Source organism: Natronosalvus vescus (assembly GCF_023973145.1).
Lineage (GTDB): Archaea > Halobacteriota > Halobacteria > Halobacteriales > Natrialbaceae > Natronosalvus > Natronosalvus vescus.
This window is the reverse complement of the sequence record NZ_CP099546.1, coordinates 845259-860402: the sequence shown is the minus strand read 5'-3', so window position 1 is coordinate 860402 and position 15144 is coordinate 845259. Positions and strand designations below refer to the sequence as shown.

The window sequence follows — 15144 nt, the reverse complement described above, 5'->3', positions numbered from 1 at the left end:
ACCCGACTACTCCTGTTCGTCGGGTTTGCGAACTTCGGTGACGATCACGTCCCAGTCCGGATGACCGTCGCCGTTTCGACAGTCCCACCCGCCCTCGAGATCTATGTCAGCGGTGTACGCCCGAAGCAAGAGCGCTTGCAGTTCTGCCTGGAAGTCTTCGTCGGACGAGAGCGCGTCCTCGGTAGTGGTCATACGTGTGTGGCCCCTGTGTCCACGTTGGCGCCCCCGTCCAGTTCGGAAGGGGTGGCTGTCACGACGCCGTCGCCTGAGACCGAGATATCGCACCCTGCGAACCTAAACGAGAGGTGGACGAACCCGTTCGGCAGGTTTCGATCCCGTAGCAACTCATTTACTGCATCAGTGTCGATGATGTCGTGAAGCGGATTCAGTTCGAGCGGATCCACCCCCAGGGCGTTCGTCACTGTCGCGACGACAGCCATACTGGCGGTTGTCGTGTCCTGGTCGTACTGGGCCCGATACGTCTTCGAGTCCTGCTGATACTCGAGCGACTCCAACTCGACACCCGACTGTGTGGCAATCATTCTGTTCTACCCTATCCTAACGGTTTGACGCGTGTTAAAAGCAGTACTGATTATACAGGAGGTATTAATACAGCCAGTGGCCGTGACTGGAGTTGCTCATCAGCGGATGAGCGTCCCGGCGATGAGCCGTCTGTGCCCACGTCTGAGTCGGGACGACAGCGACTGCTGGGTGATGCCGAGTTCCGTAGCGACTTCCTCGAGTGACGCCTCGCGTGGTGAATCGAAGTACCCACGTTCGTAGGCCAACACCAGCGCTTCTCGCTGGGTCTCAGTCAGTTCGTACCCATCGCCCTGAACTGGGAGCAACTCGTGTACGGCAGTGATCTCGATAGGAATATCGTGGTTCTGACAGATCGTTCGAAACTCGCTGACCGCCTCGCGATTCTCCCCGCGAACCTCGAACCGCCAGCCGTCGTTCGTCCCGACCCCGGAAAGGACGGCGATGTTAGCGCTGGCGAGGGCACTCAGAAGGCCAAAATACGTCTCCTCCCACTCCGCACGCAGGAGATACTCGTCGTCGACGCTGTCGATGAGTTCGATGTTGATCACCCCGGCGTGTGCTTCGAACGCGGCTTCGATATCCTCGGCCTCCGCGCCGCGCACCCAGAAGTACGGGATGATTAAGGTCTCGTGTGGGATGAGTCGTTCCAGTTCGACCGATACCGCCGGTAGGTTTTCGAAGACCGTCCCCAGCGGGAACTCGTCCGCCGGACTCGTAAACTCCATCACGGTAGCCATACAGACCAGTTCGACATGACAGTCGATAGTCCACGTGGGTGGTGTGCCATGGTTCGATTGTGGTATTCCGCGTCGTCAAATAAGATAGCTTGGTGTATCATGCCACCCGGTTTTGTATGGGCATACCCAACGACTGTGACAGGGAAGTAATGAGCGTAATCGTCGAATTCCAGATTCCATCTGCTGACTTCGAACTTGGACGGATCCTTCACGTGGAAGGGGTCACCTCCATCGAACTCGAAACGCTCGTTCCGATCGGCGAAGCCACCGTTCCGCTGTTCTGGATTCACAACACCACGCGCCACTCGTTTCTCGAGAACGTCCAGCGGCATCCGGCAGTCAACGACGCGTCGGAAGTGGACGTATTCGAGGATCGAGCGCTCTTTACCCTCGATTGGGATGCGAACCACGACCACGTCTTTCGAGCGATCAGAGAGACGGATGGTCAGCTCCTGAGTGCCATCGGCACTCCCGACGTCTGGGAGTTCGAATTGCGATTTCCCAACCACGATGCACTCAGCGAGTTTACGTCACACTGTGAAGACGCACAGGTCTCGTTGGAGGCCACGCGGGTGTATAACCCGACGAAACCCGACGCTGGCCCGTGGTACAGTTTGAGCAAGCCCCAGCGCGAAGCGATTACGCTCGCCGTCCAGAACGGCTACTACGACATTCCCAGAGGCTGTACGACGAAGGAACTCGCGGACGAACTCGAGATTTCCGATCAAGCCGTGACGGAACGACTCCGCCGAGCGATTGTCGCCCTCGTTTCCTACACAATCATCCCTCCCAAGACGGAGGACTAACACGGCCGTCACCCTTATCCACCATGCGATGCCCTCAGGGGGCTTGCACCAGACTAGGTGGATATGGATCACACGACGAGTGATGCGTCTTCGACGAGCAAGACTCTTGAAAGCGAGGGCGCACCCACTCCCGAAGCAGTGCTCCTCGCGGTAGCTAACGACCAGCGACGGGCGATTCTTCGGTTACTGAACGACGCAGACGAGCAAGCCATGGCGGTTTCCGAACTCGCAAACGTCGTTGCCGAACATACGTTAGATGGGGAACCCCCAACCGACGCCGATCGACGACGTGTCCACACGGCACTCCACCATATCCATCTACCGAAACTGGAAGACTCCGGGTTGGTCGCGTACGATTCCGAAACGAACCGGGTTCGAGACGTGACCGGAGAACTGGGGCAGGAACTGTTAACGGTGATTGCCCCGCACGAAGGCGACGAGCACTATAACGGGCACGAGCACAAGTGAAATTTCCCCCGACGATTTACTCTCGAACGGCGTTCCGTCACTGACTCGAGACAGACTCGAGTTCGATTCCTCCTCGTACTCGAAGTCGAAACGACTGTTTTCTACCAGGAAAAACGACCGTTTCTACCAGGGAATAGTGTGGCCGTCAGTTGGGTACGACGGATTACGGCACGCTCACGCCCTGCCGCGCCAGAAAGTCACTCGCCTGTTTGATCTCGACCGGGCTACCGATGATCCGACAATGGTGCTCACCCTCCGGGAAAATCGTGACCGTGAACTCCTCGTCGAGTTGCGCCTCGAGGCCCCTGAGAGCCTCCTGGGGGAGAACGATCTGGGTACTATCACGCAAACTCGACGGATCTGGCATGCGTACACTCGGAGGATGACAAGCCCCTCGTTTATGTGTGTCGAAGTGTCGGTAAGCCTGCAAACGGTACCAACGAGTGGATCACTCTCGAGGAACGAATCGCTGTGACTCGACCCTCCCCGCCGCGTGAGGTCGAAAGGGTTTTTCGCCACGGCCGGGTGACTCTAGGTAGAATGGGGCTCGAGGAGGAGATCGATGCAATCGAAGAAGAGATCGCCAATACGCCCTACAACAAGTCGACAGAGGCCCACGTCGGCCGGCTAAAGTCCAAACTCGCGGAGAAAAAGGAGAAACTCCAGAATCAGTCCTCGGCCGGCGGTGGAACCGGCTACTCCGTCGAAAAAACCGGCGATGCGACAGTTGCCCTCGTCGGCTTTCCGAGCGTCGGCAAGTCGTCGATGCTGAACTCGCTGACGAACGCCGAAAGCGAAACTGGCGAGTACGAGTTTACCACGCTCGACGTGAACCCGGGGATGTGCAAACACCGCGGAGCGAACATCCAGATGCTCGACGTCCCCGGGCTGATCGAAGGGGCAGCGATCGGCAAAGGCGACGGCAAACAGGTGCTCTCGGTCGTCCGAAACGCCGACCTCATCCTCTTCGTCCTCTCGGTGTTCGAAATCGAACAGTACGACCGCCTCCAGGAAGAGCTGTACGACATCAACATCCGGGTCGACAAAGAGCCGCCGCGGGTAACCGTCCGCCCGAAGATCAAAGACGGGATCAAGATCACCTCGAGCGCCGACCAGGATCTCGACGAGGACACGATCAAGGAGGTGCTGCGCGATCAGGGGTACGTCAACGCCGACCTCAATCTGGGAGAGAAGGTCGACATCGACCGGCTCATCGACGGACTCATGGAGAACCGGGAGTACATCCCGTCGATCACCTGCGTCAACAAGGTCGATCTGATCACCCCCGAGTACAAGGAGACCGTCGACGAACAGCTACGCGAGCGCGGTCTCGACCCCGAGGAGGTGACGTTCATCAGCGCCGAAGAGGAGAAGGGGCTCGAGGCGCTGAAAGATCGGATGTGGGACAACCTCGACCTGATCCGGGTCTACATGGACAAGCCGGGACGCGGTGTCGATTACGAGGAACCGCTGGTGATCCAGGCAGGGTCGACGATCGAGGAGGCCGTCGAGAAACTCGGCGGCGAGATGAAAGAGCGGTTCCGGTTCGCCCGCGTTTCGGGGCCCAGTGCCACTCACGACCAGCAACAGGTCGGCGACCAGCACGTGCTCGAGGACGAAGACGTGCTCAAGCTGATTTTACGTCGGTAGTTCGCTACCGCACGCGCTACTGGTGAACAAACGAACGCGGAATTTGAGCGCTCGCTCGAGAGCATCGAGTCATCGGAAAAGCATCAGTTGTCTAGACGAAACGGACGAGTACTTTCTGATAGCCGATTCCATAGATGCCCGCGTAAAGCATAATCGCGCCGAGGGCAGCGAGCCAGACAGCGGCGACCAGTTCCCCGGAACCCAGTTGCTGGACGCTTAGGTACTCCGCAGCCGCACCCATCGCCGTGAGGATGCCCGCGATGATGGTGTACATGAGAAGTATCGCGAACTCGACGAGGACGTCAGTGTTTACGGCAGTCACGACGTATTCTATCGCCTCGAGCGACGTAACACTTTCTGTTGATGTAAAGAGGTCACAGTGTGGGCGTACTACCGTGGGAACGCCGGCACATTGCCAGCACGTAACACCATCACAGACGGTAAAATGGTTCTTTCAGTCTGCCAAAGGGGTTTATCGGTTCCTGCGGAGTCTCACCTATGGAGACACCGACTCGTGCGTCACCACCGATTGACCGCCGGCACGTCCTCGCGCTCACCGGCGCGCTCGTCGCCGGGATGGCTGGCTGTCTGAGCGGTGAGGACGATCCAGCCACCGACGATACGGGAACTGGAAACGGCGATAGCGACTCGATCGATGACACCTCGCCGCCTGAACCGGACGGAAACGGCTTCGACGACTACGACGTCCCGGCGTTTCCACAGCTCGATTTCGTGACCGATCCCGACATCGACGACGACGCGCTGGCGACCCAGATCAGGGGGAACGTCGACTTTTCGCTGACGCTGCTGGCACAACTCCGCGGGGAGGCACCGACCCAGAACCTCTTCGTCTCGCCGTACAGCGTCTCCGTCGCCTTGGCGATGACCTACGCCGGCGCCCGCGGGGAGACCGCCGAAGCGATGGCCGAGGCCCTGCAATTCCGCCTCGAGGGCGACGACATCCACGCCGCTTTCGGTGCGCTCGAGGCGGAGTTCGCCCGCCGAAACGAAGACGGCGAATCGGTCGAGACGCCGTACGGTGCCGACGATGACGAAAACGACGACACGCCGGCGTTCCAACTCGCCACCGGAAACGCCCTGTGGGGCCAGGAGGGGTACGGGTTTCGCGAGGAGTTCCTCGACCTGCTCGAGGCATACTACGGAGCCGGGATGCAACTCGTGGACTTTTCGGGGGATACCGACGCCGCCCGAGAGACGATCAACGCGTGGGTCGAGGAGCGGACGAACGACCGGATCGAGGATTTGTTGCAACCGGGGGACATCTCCAGTCTCACCAGGCTCGTGTTGACCAACGCCATCTACTTCCTCGCGCCGTGGCGTCACGACTTCGATCCCGCCGATACGTCTCCCGGGACGTTCACGGGTCTCGACGGCTCCGAAACCGAACTCGAGCTCATGTACCAGTCGACCGAGCTCCCGTACGCCGAAATCGAGGGGCACCAGCTCGTCGAGCTCCCCTACGCCAACCAGGAGACCAGCATGATCGTGATTCTCCCCGCCGACGGCGAGTTCGAGGACTTCGAGGAAGCGTTTTCCGTCGACCGGCTGGCGACGCTGCTCGAAGCGACGACAGTTCCTCAGGTCGATCTCACCATGCCGAAATTCGGCATCGAGTCGCGGTTCAGCCTGCTCGACGTCATGGCAGACCTCGGGATGCCGCTCGCGGGGGATTTCAGCGGAATCGACGGCGACGGCGGGCTCGAGATCAGCGAGATCATCCACCAGAGCTTCATCGAGGTCGACGAGGAGGGTACCGAAGCCGCGGCGGCGACGGCAGTCGCGATGGACGAGAGCGCGCCAGCCGATCACGTCGAGATGGTCGTCGACCGGCCGTTCCTGTTCTACATCCGTGATCGGCCGACCGAGACGCCGCTGTTCGTCGGGCGTGTGATCGACGGGGAGACGCTGCAAGAAGAGTAAATCGAACAGTGCTCAGTGGGCTCGAGCCCACGGGACACGGTACTCACTCGAAGTCTCTATGTACGCCCCTCACTCGAGACCACCATCTCTGGACTCGAGATCTTCATTTCCAGTCCGCTCGACGCGTACCCGTACGTCCGACCCCACCTCGAAGGGCCGATTCGGACAGATGAGCTTCGCGCCGAAGCCGTCGTCTCGAGCGCAGAAACACGAGAGGCCGGTGATCGGCGTATCGTCGACGGTGACGGTGACGTCGTCCCAGGTGACCGTCCGTCCCTGGCTGACGCCGAGTCGGTCGCCGTTGAGTCGAACGTCGCTCTCGCCGTTGAGTCGACTCCCGCCGTCGCCGTTGTCCCGATCCCGATCGCTGTCCTGACCGAGGACACCACCGCCGTCGTAGTGGGGAATCCCGCCGTCCAAGACGCTACCGCAGTCAGCAGCGATCCCGACGAATCCGTTACCCGGGTCGGGATGGCGCGGCGCGTCGAGAACCGCGTAGGTTTCGCCCGTTTCGACGACCGTTCCGGTGCCGTCCCACTCGAGTGGCGTCACTTCGAGCCCCAGCTCGATCGGCAGCGAGCCGGTTGCCCGATGCAGGTGTTGCTCCGGTGTGCGAAACCCGACGTGCAGGTGGTTGTCGACCCAGGGGGCGAAGAAGCCGGCTCGGACGAGGCGACCGAGGGAGTCCCCGGCCTCGACGGTCATGCCTGCCTCGACAATGGGGTCGACGTGAAGGACACGAGTCACCAGCCCCTCGAGCGGGCCAGAGTCATCACACTCGATGAGAATCAGGTGGTCGTGTTCGGGCGCGTACGGTTTCGGTGGCGCGCGAACGGTTCGGGTCTCGAGGACGGTTCCTGAAACGGGGCTGGGTGCCCAGGTCGTCCGGCCATCCCGCAGGGTACCGGGATAGAGATCGATCGCACAGCCGTCGTCGTGAGCCGGGTACGGCGAGTTGTAGAGCGAAAACCGTGTGTATCGCTCGAGCACGTCGAGGCCCAGCGTGACCGTCCGCGTCATCACCCTCGAGTCGGTGTCGCCGGGGTTTAGATAGTTCGGCTCGCAGTGTCGGCTATGGAACTCCCCGAGTCCGTCCGGGTGCTCCGTGGCCGCGCATCGACCATCGAGGTCGACCGGGTCGAGAGCGAGCGTCTCCTCGAGTTCGCCGCTGCCGGCGAGCGGGCCGTCCGCGTCTGGGCGCCCCACCGCCAGATCGCCTTCGGCCGTCGGGACGCGCGACTCGAGGGATACGAACGAGCCCGAAACCGGGCGCGCGAACACGACTTCCCCCCTGTCGAACGAAGCGTCGGCGGCCGGGCGGTCGCCTACGACGGGACGAACGCGCTGGCGTTCGTCCGCGCGGAACCGGTCGCGGACTTCCGGCGAGGCACCGACGAGCGCTACGAACGACTGACGAACGACGTCGAAGGGGTGCTCGAGGGCCTGGGTCTCGAGCCGGTTCGGGGCGAACCCGCGGACTCGTTCTGTCCGGGTGCGCACTCGATTTCGCTCACGTCAGCGGACGGCTCGCTCCGGAAGGTCGTCGGCATCGCCCAGCGCGTCCGCAGCGATGGCGCGCTCGTCTCGGGCATCATCATCGTCGACGCCGCGGTCGAGCTCGCGGCCGTCCTCGAAGAGGTCTACGACGCGCTCGACGTCCCTTTCGATCCGACGTCGGTCGGAAGCGTTGCCAACGGTGGCGGGACGGCCGACCCCGATCGGCTTCGAAAGCGTCTCGAGGACGCCCTCGTCGGCGACGGCGACCCGGTTTACGAGGAGATCAGTTCGGCCTGAGCCTTCCGGCAGAGTCCACTCACAACAGTGCCGATGCTACCAACACAACCGCCAGCGCGAGTGCCGGCGCGTCCAGTCGCGTGAACGACAGCGGTGGCAGCGTCGGGTTCCACGCGAAACAGCGCGCCTGGAGGGCGAGGGAGAGCCGGTCGGCCCGCCGAAAAGCTCGCTCGATCGCCACGGTTCCGAGATGGGTTACCCGCTCGAGCTGCCCGCGTTCGGTTCCGAGCCGGGCCGCGGAGGCATCTCGAATCGTCCGCAGGTCGGATCGGAGGAGCGGAAGAAATCGAAACACGAGCGCGACGCCCATCCCGATGAGCTGCCCGGGTTTCCCCGGAAACGTTCGCTGGATTGCCGCTCGCGAGGCACGAACCGGCGTCGATCGAATGTAGGCGGCGCTGACGAGCAGAATCAACACGATCCGGTAGCTCGCGAGCGCCGGCTCGAGCGCCTGCCGCGGATCGATCCACGGACTCCCGATGGTGATCGCGCTGACCAGTGGAGCCGCGAGCAAGAGCGGAAAGGCGAATCGGTACGCGACGAGTGCTCGCTGGATCGACACGCGGGCCGACCACAGGAGTGCCAGTGCGAGCAGCGTCAATACGGTGAGCGCTCGCGGGGTCGGATGGACGATGGCAGCGACGGCGAAACCGATCTGGACGGCGAGTTTCGATCGCGGATCCAGCCGATGGGCGAGCGTGTCGTCGGGTTCGTAGGCGAGCACGGTAGTCTCCTCAATCGACCTCCGTTGGAACGCGGACGTCGAGTTCCGCGAGCGCCTCGAGCGCTGCCTCTGGCCGATCGTCGATCACAACCTGGCCGTCGCGCATTCCGACGACCCGATCGGCCAGGGGGACGACGTCCCGAAGATCGTGCGTCGCGACGACGATTCCCGTCCCCGCCTGCGAGAGCGATTCCAGCCGCTCGAGCACCGACCGGCGAGCGGGCTCGTCGAGGCCGGTGAACGGCTCGTCGAGCAGGAGGTGCGTCGGTTCCATCGCGAGCGCGCCGGCGATGGCCACGCGGGACTGTTCGCCGCCGGAGAGGGTGTCGATACGATCCGATTCCCGCCCCTCGAGCCGGACGGCATCGAGTGCCGCCGTGACGCGGTCGTCGATCTCGGCACGCTCGAGGCCCAGGTTTTCCGGGCCGAAGGCGATGTCCTCGCCAATCGTCGCCGCGACGAACTGATCGCGCGGGTGTTGAAAGACCATCCCGACGGCCGTTCGGGCGGCGACCAGGTCGTAATGGACGGGGGTGCCGTCGACCAGCACCGCTCCGGACGTCGGCTCGAGCAGCCCGTTGCAGTGGCGCAACAGGGTGGTTTTTCCGCTGCCGTTTGCGCCGACGAGGACGACGAACGCCTCGTCGTCGATCTCGAGCGAGACGTCCTTGAGGACGGTGACGCCGACGATTTCGTGGCAAACCGATCGGAACTCGAGCATCGGCTCAGTTGCCGATCGACAGTCTACCGCTACGGACGATAGCGATGGCTGCCGCGAGTTTCACCAGATCGAACGGGAGGTAGGGTACCATAGCTACGACGACGGCCTCGGCCATCCCAACGTTCTGCACCCAGCCGAACCAGGGAACGCCAATCCCGTATACGAGGACGAGTCCGGCGACGACGCTCACGACCAGCGTCGGCAACGAAACTGTAGCCGGATCGCGCAGCGTCGTCCCCCGGTGGACGAAGAGTCCGATCACAAACGCCGCGATTGGATAGGAGAGGAGGTAGCCACCCGTGGGACCGGCGATGACGCCGAGACCGCCCGCGCCGTTCGCGAACACCGGGAGTCCGACCGCGCCGGCGGTGACATACAGGAGCATCGACACAGGGCCCCAGACGGGGCCGAGTGCGAGGCCGGCGAGGCACACGAACAACACCTGCAGGGTGAACGGGACGGGTGAGAACGGAATCGGGATCGAGACGTACGCCGTCGCGCTGATCAGCGCCGCGAGCACGGCCGCTCGAGCGAACGACTGCGCGACGTCGCCGTCGACGAGGTTGACGGAGTTGGTGGATGTCGCCATACCTCGACTGTCTCGTAAACCGTGTTTAACTGTTCGGTTTACGAGCGCGTGTGTTGTTCGGTCACATCGTGTGATACCCGTCCGGTTCAGCCACAGCGGAACTCGAAGAGGGGGTCGAACTCACAGACAGTACAGCCTCGTCGTGAGCATCGCCACGCGGCCTGGAAAAGGGATCTCGACCGACTGGTCAGCGGTCGACACGAGTCGGTTCGAGCGCGAATATCGAGCTAGTGGTGATGTCCCGTCGCTTCCGCGAAAGTGACGCCGAAGCGCTCCTCGAACAGCTCCATCGCACGCGCTTCCTGGGCTTCGAGTTCCTCGCTCGGCTCCTCGCCGTGGTGGACGATGTGGTGGGCGCGGCTCGCGAAGGACAACAACGTGATGTCGCCGACGGTCTCGGCCTGGGTCTGGTCACCTTCGGCGAGCAGGTCGACTAGCCCCGAAGGAAGCGTTACCTCGTCTGTGTCGCCGTCTGCCGTTTCGATCGAAAAGGTCGTGGTCTCGACGTCGTCTGCCATGACTGCCTCGTTGCGGGGCAGCCCTAAAGGTGCTGTGGCTTCCGTCGCCGGCCGGTGGATCGCGCCATGCCTCCATTGCCCGCGTTTGTTCCGACACTGCTGGCGACCACGTGGAAGCCACAGACCGAACTCGAGAAAGCGTTGTGTCGTGCTGACGACTGATAGGCAACGATGTACCAATGTACCGTCGATCGCCTACCAGGACTCGGCGATCGGTGGTGCGTGACGACAATAATCCCTCTGACGTCCCGGGTTACTCGGCAGCTAGCGATCGAACCTGTTCCCAGCGACCTTTCGACTCGAGCTGGGACTGTAGTTCGTCGGCGTACTCCTGAGTCAGCGTCTCGGCGGCCTCGCGTTCCTCGTCGTAGCTTCCACCGCCACCGCCCATGCCAAGTGCACCCTTGATCGAGGAGACGATGCCACCGCTCGAACTCGAGCCAGCGCCAGGGTCACCGCCCATCGCGCCCACCTGCGAGCGAACGTTCTCGAGTTCGGGGAGAATCTGTTCGACCTTCTCGGTGTTGGCGACGATCCGGGCCGCCTCGGGGTCGTCGGGGTTCTCGATCTCGAACTCCGTCGCGGTCATGATCAGGCTCCACTCCTGGCTCGTAAAGCGGGAGCTCTGGATCCGCGTCGAGAACTCCCGATCGACGGTCATTCGCTCGCCGACGATCCGATCCGTCCACTCTGTTCCCATAGCCGATCATTGTCCGGTGCTCGTATCAGCGTTTCCCTCGCCGACAGAGCCACAGCGGCTTTGTCCCATCGGCTCCACGGCCATCGGCTGCGTGGCCAACGATCAAATGGAACGACGTGGTAGAATGCTCGAGACTCCATGTTCGACGACAGAACCGACGCCGGGAACCAACTGGCCGACGCGCTGGTAGAACGGGGGATCGAGGCCGACGTCGTCCTCGGAATTCCGCGGGGTGCACTCCCCATCGCTCGACCGGTCGCCGATGCGCTCGAGGCCGACCTCGACGTCGTCGTGGCGCGCAAGCTGGGTGCGCCGTCGAACCCCGAACTCGCCCTCGGCGCGGTCGCGAGCGATGGCTCCGTCTGGCTGAACGAGTCGGTCATCGCACACCTCAACGTCGATGACGCGATCATCGAAGACACGCGAGAGCGGGAAGCCGAGAACGCCGCGACCAAAGCCGCCCGCTATCGGGACGGCGACGACCTCCCGGATCTCGAGGGAAAGCGCGTCGTCATCGTCGACGACGGCGTGGCGACCGGGGCGACGGCCATCGCCTGCCTGCGACAGGTGCGGGCGGCCGACTGCGAGTTCGTGATGCTCGCCGTTCCCGTCGGCTCGCCCGACTCGGTATCGCGCCTCGAGACCGAAGCCGACGAGGTGTTCGCGTTGCAGACGCCGCGCTGGTTCCAGGCGGTCGGACAGTTCTACCGGGACTTCGGCCAGGTGAGCGACGAGGAAGCGATGACGTATCTGGATCGGCCGTAGAGGACCGACTCGATTCCGATTCCCGGACGTGAACGACGCCATCACAGTGCTAACCGACTGCGAACCAGATCCCCGAGTGACGGAGACGGTGTCGATAAGTAGCTCCTCGAGCAACACACCCCCATGACCTTGTTTGGAACCGCCGGGATCCGCGGGCCGGTCGCCGAGGCGATAACGCCCGCACTCGCGCTCGCGGTCGGACAGGCAGCTGGCTCGCCAGGCGAGACGTTCGTCCTCGGTCGGGACGGCCGCGAGACCGGGGAAGCTCTCACCGCTGCCCTCGAGGCCGGCCTCGAGAGCGCCGGCGCAGACGTCGAACGGGTCGGACAGGTGCCGACTCCGGGACTCGCCTTCGCCTCCCAGGGCCGACGTGGCGTGATGGTCACCGCGAGCCACAATCCGCCCGCGGACAACGGGATCAAGCTGTTCGTCGACGGCGTCGAGTACGATCGCGAAGCCGAGGAGATGGTCGAGGAACTCGTGGACAACCCAGTGCAAGCCTCTTGGGACGAGTGGGGCTCGTCCCGGCGCAGCGACGTCCTCGACAACTACCAGGGTGCCGTCGCCGCGTACGTCCGTAGCCGGTTCGGTGAGGAGGAGCGCCCCCTCGAGGGACTCAACGTCGCCGTCGACTGCGGGAACGGCGTCGGATCGCTGGCGACGCCACAGGTGCTCGGGCGCCTCGGAGCCGACGTCGTCACGATCAACGCCACCGTCGACGGCCACTTCCCGGGTCGACCGAGCAAACCGACCGCGGAGACGCTGACCGACTTTTCGTCGTTTCTCGCTGCTGGGGAGTTCGACCTCGGTCTCGCGCACGACGGCGATGCGGATCGACTGGTCGTCCTCGAGCCGTCCGGCGAGGTCGTCCACGAGGACACGATTCTGGCCCTCGTCGCCGCCCACTACGTCGGGACGGCGAGCGTCGACGACCCGGTCGTGGTGACGACGCCGAACGCCTCCGCCCGCATCGACGAACTCGTTCGCGAGGCTGGCGGCCGCGTCGAGCGGGTTCGACTGGGGGCCCTCCACGAGGGGATCGATCGCGTCGAGGCGGCCGACGGTACTGATTCCGATGGCGACGACGACCGGACGGGGACGGAAGTCGTCTTCGCCGCTGAACCCTGGAAACACATCCACACCGCCTTCGGCGGCTGGATCGACGGCGTAACCAGCGCCGCGGTAATCAGTGCACTCACGCTCGAGGCCGGATCGCTCGACAGCCTCCGCGAACCCGTTTCAGAGCGGCCGTACCGAAAGGTCTCGATCGACTGCCCGGAAGACGCAAAGGAGTCCGCGATGGCCGCCCTCGAGACGGCGCTACCGGCGGCGTTCGAGGAGGCGACGGTCGACACGGATTACGGGATCCGACTCGAGTTCCCCGATAGCGCCTGGATTCTCGTCCGCCCGAGCGGCACCGAACCCTACGTCCGACTCTACGCCGAGAGCGACGACGTTGATGCGCTGGTTGCCGACGCGAAGGCAGTGATTCAACGAAATATTGACGCTTAGTGGGTGTGCGTGTGAGCGTGACCAGTTCCAAAATTCCGCTCAGAGCTCACAGTACACCGGAACGCCGCCTTTCACGCACGAGATCCGTACCGGATTTTCGTACGTAATTGTGACGTGTTCGCTCGCTCTGACGTACGTCTGTGGTGAGGCGGTTGGTGGCTGTCGTTTCAATAGTCCTGCATCCTCGAGTCGTTCGACGGTTCGGTAGGCAGTCGTCATCGCCACGTCGAGTTCGTCACAGAACTCCTGGACGGTCGTCGGACCGTCCGCGTGGAGAAATAGCTGGCGGGCGGTGTTCTCGGCGAGGAGTGTGATTATCTGCTCGGGTTTGCACCCGTCCTCCCCGTCGCTGATACCACACGGGTGGTGCTGGATGGTTGAGTGGCTCATAGCAAACACTTGTCTACACAGTATCATACACCCCGGTACTCACTCCCACTCACTGGGAATGGGTTTACCGCCCTCGATCCAGACACCGGGAACCCTTTGTCGCCTCCGGCCAATCTCGAGCCATGGACGCGCTGATCGATGCCGCTCGTGAGATCCAATCGCGAGCCCACGTCCCTTACTCTGAGTACCGGGTCGGGGCCGCCCTCGAGACCGCCGACGGCGAAGTCTTCGTCGGCTGTAACCTCGAGAACGCCAACTACAGCAACAGCCTCCACGCCGAGGAAGTCGCCATCGCCGAGGCGGTCAAGAACGGTCACCGGGAGTTCACCCGACTCGCCGTGAGTTCGGGACGCCGGGACGGCGTCACACCCTGTGGTATGTGTCGCCAGACGCTGGTGGAGTTCGCGAACGACGACCTCGTGATTCTCTGTGACGAAGGCGACGACGATCCCCCCAGGGAGTACACACTCGGGGAACTCCTGCCGAATACGATTACCGAAGAAATGCTCAAGTGACCACTCGAGACGGAGAATCGGTTGCGAGAACCGTCTCGAGGTGCACTCAGACCGTCGTCAACGAGCCGACCGGCGCGTCGGTTCGCGCCTGTGCCCGGTCGATCCCGTCCGAACCAGCCGCGATGAGCGCAAAGACCCCCGCAATGTCGGCCCCGGCGGCGTCGACGATGTCGAGCAGCAGTTCCTGGGTTTCCCCCGACCGGATCAGGTCGTCGACGACGAGTACGCAGTCGTCCTCGTCGATGGCCGCCGCCGGCAGGTAGTAGGTGAGTTCGATCCCCGACTCGAGGCGCTCGCGGGCTTCGATGAACTCCTCGACGGCCGTCTCCTTGCGCTTTTTCGCGTAGGCACACCGGGTGCCGTAGTAGCTGGCGAGCGAGGCGGCGAGGGTGATACCGTCGGTTGCTGCCGTCAGGACGACGTCGGGACGGTCGAAGTCGAACGATTCGGCGACGACGGGGGCGACGAGTTCGAGGAACGGCTGGTCGAAGACGGCGCCGGAGTTGTCGACGTAGCCCTCGTCGTCGACCCGAATGCGCGCCTCGAGTTCGGCCGCGAGCGCGTCGTGACCGACGTCCTCGACAATCTTGTGAGCGCGGTCAGTACCGGGGAGGACGTGTCCGTTAACGTACCGGTTGAGATCACCTGCCGGCAGCCCCGTTCGCTCGGCGAGTTCGTCGTACGTTCGGGTCTCCTTGAGCATACACAACACGTCGACCGCCCGGAGCTGGAGCGCGGCTTTTTCGGCTCGGTTCATACCGGTATACTCAC

Annotated in this window: 21 protein-coding genes; 8 read left to right on the top strand and 13 right to left on the bottom strand. The window is 63.2% G+C overall.

Going from position 1 to position 15144, the window contains the following annotated elements; translation table 11 throughout:
- Positions 1-6: 6 nt before the first annotated feature.
- The 3 genes from NGM68_RS03990 to NGM68_RS03980 all read right to left on the bottom strand — a co-directional run bounded on the left by NGM68_RS03990 (position 7) and on the right by NGM68_RS03980 (position 1280).
- Positions 7-192, bottom strand: coding sequence for a hypothetical protein (locus NGM68_RS03990; protein ID WP_252700358.1), 186 nt, complete (start codon positions 190-192; stop codon positions 7-9).
- A complete protein-coding gene (locus NGM68_RS03985) occupies positions 189-515 on the bottom strand; it encodes a HalOD1 output domain-containing protein (RefSeq protein WP_252700357.1) in 327 nt (108 codons plus the stop codon). Before NGM68_RS03985 ends, NGM68_RS03990 begins: the two co-directional genes overlap by 4 nt.
- Before the next feature lie 126 nt (positions 516-641).
- Complete coding sequence (locus tag NGM68_RS03980) at positions 642-1280, bottom strand: helix-turn-helix domain-containing protein (protein WP_252700356.1); 639 nt, start codon at positions 1278-1280, stop codon at positions 642-644.
- Positions 1281-1429: 149 nt separating this feature from the next.
- Here NGM68_RS03980 and NGM68_RS03975 point away from each other — a divergent pair, with 149 nt between their 5' ends.
- The gene (locus tag NGM68_RS03975) at positions 1430-2086 is read left to right on the top strand and encodes a helix-turn-helix domain-containing protein (RefSeq protein WP_252700355.1); all 657 of its coding nucleotides are present in this window, start codon (positions 1430-1432) and stop codon (positions 2084-2086) included.
- Between the two features lie 63 nt (positions 2087-2149).
- Positions 2150-2554: a DUF7344 domain-containing protein gene (locus NGM68_RS03970; protein ID WP_252700354.1), complete on the top strand. Its 405-nt coding sequence runs from the start codon at positions 2150-2152 to the stop codon at positions 2552-2554.
- Positions 2555-2717: 163 nt separating this feature from the next.
- On the opposite strand, the gene NGM68_RS03965 is transcribed toward NGM68_RS03970, so the two are convergent.
- The gene (locus tag NGM68_RS03965; RefSeq protein WP_252700353.1) at positions 2718-2921 is read right to left on the bottom strand and encodes a VNG_1110C family protein; all 204 of its coding nucleotides are present in this window, start codon (positions 2919-2921) and stop codon (positions 2718-2720) included.
- A gap of 173 nt (positions 2922-3094) precedes the next feature.
- Between NGM68_RS03965 and NGM68_RS03960 the strand changes: the two genes are divergently transcribed.
- Entirely contained in the window at positions 3095-4204 is a 1110-nt protein-coding gene (locus NGM68_RS03960; RefSeq protein ID WP_252700352.1) for an OBG GTPase family GTP-binding protein, read from the top strand.
- Between the two features lie 91 nt (positions 4205-4295).
- On the opposite strand, the gene NGM68_RS03955 is transcribed toward NGM68_RS03960, so the two are convergent.
- Positions 4296-4526, bottom strand: a complete 231-nt coding sequence (locus NGM68_RS03955) for a DUF8151 family protein (protein WP_484549500.1) — start codon at positions 4524-4526, stop codon at positions 4296-4298.
- A 176-nt stretch (positions 4527-4702) separates the two neighbouring features.
- Between NGM68_RS03955 and NGM68_RS03950 the strand changes: the two genes are divergently transcribed.
- Positions 4703-6145, top strand: a complete 1443-nt coding sequence (locus NGM68_RS03950; protein WP_252700351.1) for a serpin family protein — start codon at positions 4703-4705, stop codon at positions 6143-6145.
- Between the two features lie 69 nt (positions 6146-6214).
- Here NGM68_RS03950 and NGM68_RS03945 read toward each other — a convergent pair whose 3' ends face one another.
- Positions 6215-7165: a DUF8155 domain-containing protein gene (locus tag NGM68_RS03945; RefSeq protein ID WP_252700350.1), complete on the bottom strand. Its 951-nt coding sequence runs from the start codon at positions 7163-7165 to the stop codon at positions 6215-6217.
- Positions 7166-7219: 54 nt separating this feature from the next.
- Between NGM68_RS03945 and NGM68_RS03940 the strand changes: the two genes are divergently transcribed.
- Positions 7220-7939 (top strand): lipoyl protein ligase domain-containing protein, encoded by a 720-nt coding sequence (locus NGM68_RS03940; RefSeq protein ID WP_252700349.1) that lies wholly within the window; start codon positions 7220-7222, stop codon positions 7937-7939.
- A 19-nt stretch (positions 7940-7958) separates the two neighbouring features.
- Here NGM68_RS03940 and NGM68_RS03935 read toward each other — a convergent pair whose 3' ends face one another.
- From NGM68_RS03935 to NGM68_RS03915, 5 genes are all read right to left on the bottom strand, one after another.
- A complete protein-coding gene (locus NGM68_RS03935; protein ID WP_252700348.1) occupies positions 7959-8663 on the bottom strand; it encodes an energy-coupling factor transporter transmembrane component T family protein in 705 nt (234 codons plus the stop codon).
- 10 nt (positions 8664-8673) lie between these two features.
- A complete protein-coding gene (locus NGM68_RS03930; protein ID WP_252700347.1) occupies positions 8674-9384 on the bottom strand; it encodes an energy-coupling factor ABC transporter ATP-binding protein in 711 nt (236 codons plus the stop codon).
- Between the two features lie 4 nt (positions 9385-9388).
- Positions 9389-9973, bottom strand: a complete 585-nt coding sequence (locus tag NGM68_RS03925) for a biotin transporter BioY (RefSeq protein WP_252700346.1) — start codon at positions 9971-9973, stop codon at positions 9389-9391.
- A 227-nt stretch (positions 9974-10200) separates the two neighbouring features.
- A complete protein-coding gene (locus NGM68_RS03920; RefSeq protein ID WP_252700345.1) occupies positions 10201-10491 on the bottom strand; it encodes a DUF7545 family protein in 291 nt (96 codons plus the stop codon).
- Between the two features lie 253 nt (positions 10492-10744).
- On the bottom strand, positions 10745-11191 hold the full coding sequence (locus NGM68_RS03915) for a DUF5799 family protein (RefSeq protein WP_252700344.1): 447 nt from the start codon (positions 11189-11191) through the stop codon (positions 10745-10747).
- A 138-nt stretch (positions 11192-11329) separates the two neighbouring features.
- On the opposite strand from NGM68_RS03915, the gene NGM68_RS03910 reads away from it, so the two are divergent.
- Both NGM68_RS03910 and NGM68_RS03905 read left to right on the top strand, forming a co-directional pair.
- Positions 11330-11956 carry a phosphoribosyltransferase gene (locus tag NGM68_RS03910; protein WP_252700343.1) on the top strand — a complete coding sequence of 209 codons (627 nt, stop codon included), beginning with the start codon at positions 11330-11332 and terminating at the stop codon, positions 11954-11956.
- A 123-nt stretch (positions 11957-12079) separates the two neighbouring features.
- The gene (locus NGM68_RS03905; RefSeq protein WP_252700342.1) at positions 12080-13468 is read left to right on the top strand and encodes a phosphohexomutase domain-containing protein; all 1389 of its coding nucleotides are present in this window, start codon (positions 12080-12082) and stop codon (positions 13466-13468) included.
- Positions 13469-13507: 39 nt separating this feature from the next.
- On the opposite strand, the gene NGM68_RS03900 is transcribed toward NGM68_RS03905, so the two are convergent.
- Entirely contained in the window at positions 13508-13858 is a 351-nt protein-coding gene (locus NGM68_RS03900; protein WP_252700341.1) for a winged helix-turn-helix domain-containing protein, read from the bottom strand.
- Positions 13859-13980: 122 nt separating this feature from the next.
- Here NGM68_RS03900 and cdd point away from each other — a divergent pair, with 122 nt between their 5' ends.
- The gene (gene cdd / locus NGM68_RS03895; RefSeq protein ID WP_252700340.1) at positions 13981-14373 is read left to right on the top strand and encodes a cytidine deaminase; all 393 of its coding nucleotides are present in this window, start codon (positions 13981-13983) and stop codon (positions 14371-14373) included.
- Positions 14374-14419: 46 nt separating this feature from the next.
- Here cdd and NGM68_RS03890 read toward each other — a convergent pair whose 3' ends face one another.
- Positions 14420-15130: a phosphoribosyltransferase family protein gene (locus tag NGM68_RS03890; protein ID WP_252700339.1), complete on the bottom strand. Its 711-nt coding sequence runs from the start codon at positions 15128-15130 to the stop codon at positions 14420-14422.
- Positions 15131-15144: the final 14 nt, after the last annotated feature.

Coding starts and splice junctions, on each gene's coding strand:
- NGM68_RS03950 (WP_252700351.1), top strand. CDS start 4,703: ATGGAGACACCGACTCGTGCGTCACCACCGATTGACCGCCGGCACGTC.
- NGM68_RS03905 (WP_252700342.1), top strand. CDS start 12,080: ATGACCTTGTTTGGAACCGCCGGGATCCGCGGGCCGGTCGCCGAGGCG.
- NGM68_RS03965 (WP_252700353.1), bottom strand. CDS start 2,921: ATGCCAGATCCGTCGAGTTTGCGTGATAGTACCCAGATCGTTCTCCCC.
- NGM68_RS03910 (WP_252700343.1), top strand. CDS start 11,330: ATGTTCGACGACAGAACCGACGCCGGGAACCAACTGGCCGACGCGCTG.
- NGM68_RS03940 (WP_252700349.1), top strand. CDS start 7,220: ATGGAACTCCCCGAGTCCGTCCGGGTGCTCCGTGGCCGCGCATCGACC.
- NGM68_RS03915 (WP_252700344.1), bottom strand. CDS start 11,191: ATGGGAACAGAGTGGACGGATCGGATCGTCGGCGAGCGAATGACCGTC.
- NGM68_RS03975 (WP_252700355.1), top strand. CDS start 1,430: ATGAGCGTAATCGTCGAATTCCAGATTCCATCTGCTGACTTCGAACTT.
- NGM68_RS03890 (WP_252700339.1), bottom strand. CDS start 15,130: ATGAACCGAGCCGAAAAAGCCGCGCTCCAGCTCCGGGCGGTCGACGTG.
- NGM68_RS03930 (WP_252700347.1), bottom strand. CDS start 9,384: ATGCTCGAGTTCCGATCGGTTTGCCACGAAATCGTCGGCGTCACCGTC.
- NGM68_RS03945 (WP_252700350.1), bottom strand. CDS start 7,165: ATGACGCGGACGGTCACGCTGGGCCTCGACGTGCTCGAGCGATACACA.
- NGM68_RS03925 (WP_252700346.1), bottom strand. CDS start 9,973: ATGGCGACATCCACCAACTCCGTCAACCTCGTCGACGGCGACGTCGCG.
- NGM68_RS03970 (WP_252700354.1), top strand. CDS start 2,150: ATGGATCACACGACGAGTGATGCGTCTTCGACGAGCAAGACTCTTGAA.
- NGM68_RS03900 (WP_252700341.1), bottom strand. CDS start 13,858: ATGAGCCACTCAACCATCCAGCACCACCCGTGTGGTATCAGCGACGGG.
- NGM68_RS03920 (WP_252700345.1), bottom strand. CDS start 10,491: ATGGCAGACGACGTCGAGACCACGACCTTTTCGATCGAAACGGCAGAC.
- NGM68_RS03980 (WP_252700356.1), bottom strand. CDS start 1,280: ATGGCTACCGTGATGGAGTTTACGAGTCCGGCGGACGAGTTCCCGCTG.
- NGM68_RS03990 (WP_252700358.1), bottom strand. CDS start 192: ATGACCACTACCGAGGACGCGCTCTCGTCCGACGAAGACTTCCAGGCA.
- NGM68_RS03960 (WP_252700352.1), top strand. CDS start 3,095: ATGGGGCTCGAGGAGGAGATCGATGCAATCGAAGAAGAGATCGCCAAT.
- cdd (WP_252700340.1), top strand. CDS start 13,981: ATGGACGCGCTGATCGATGCCGCTCGTGAGATCCAATCGCGAGCCCAC.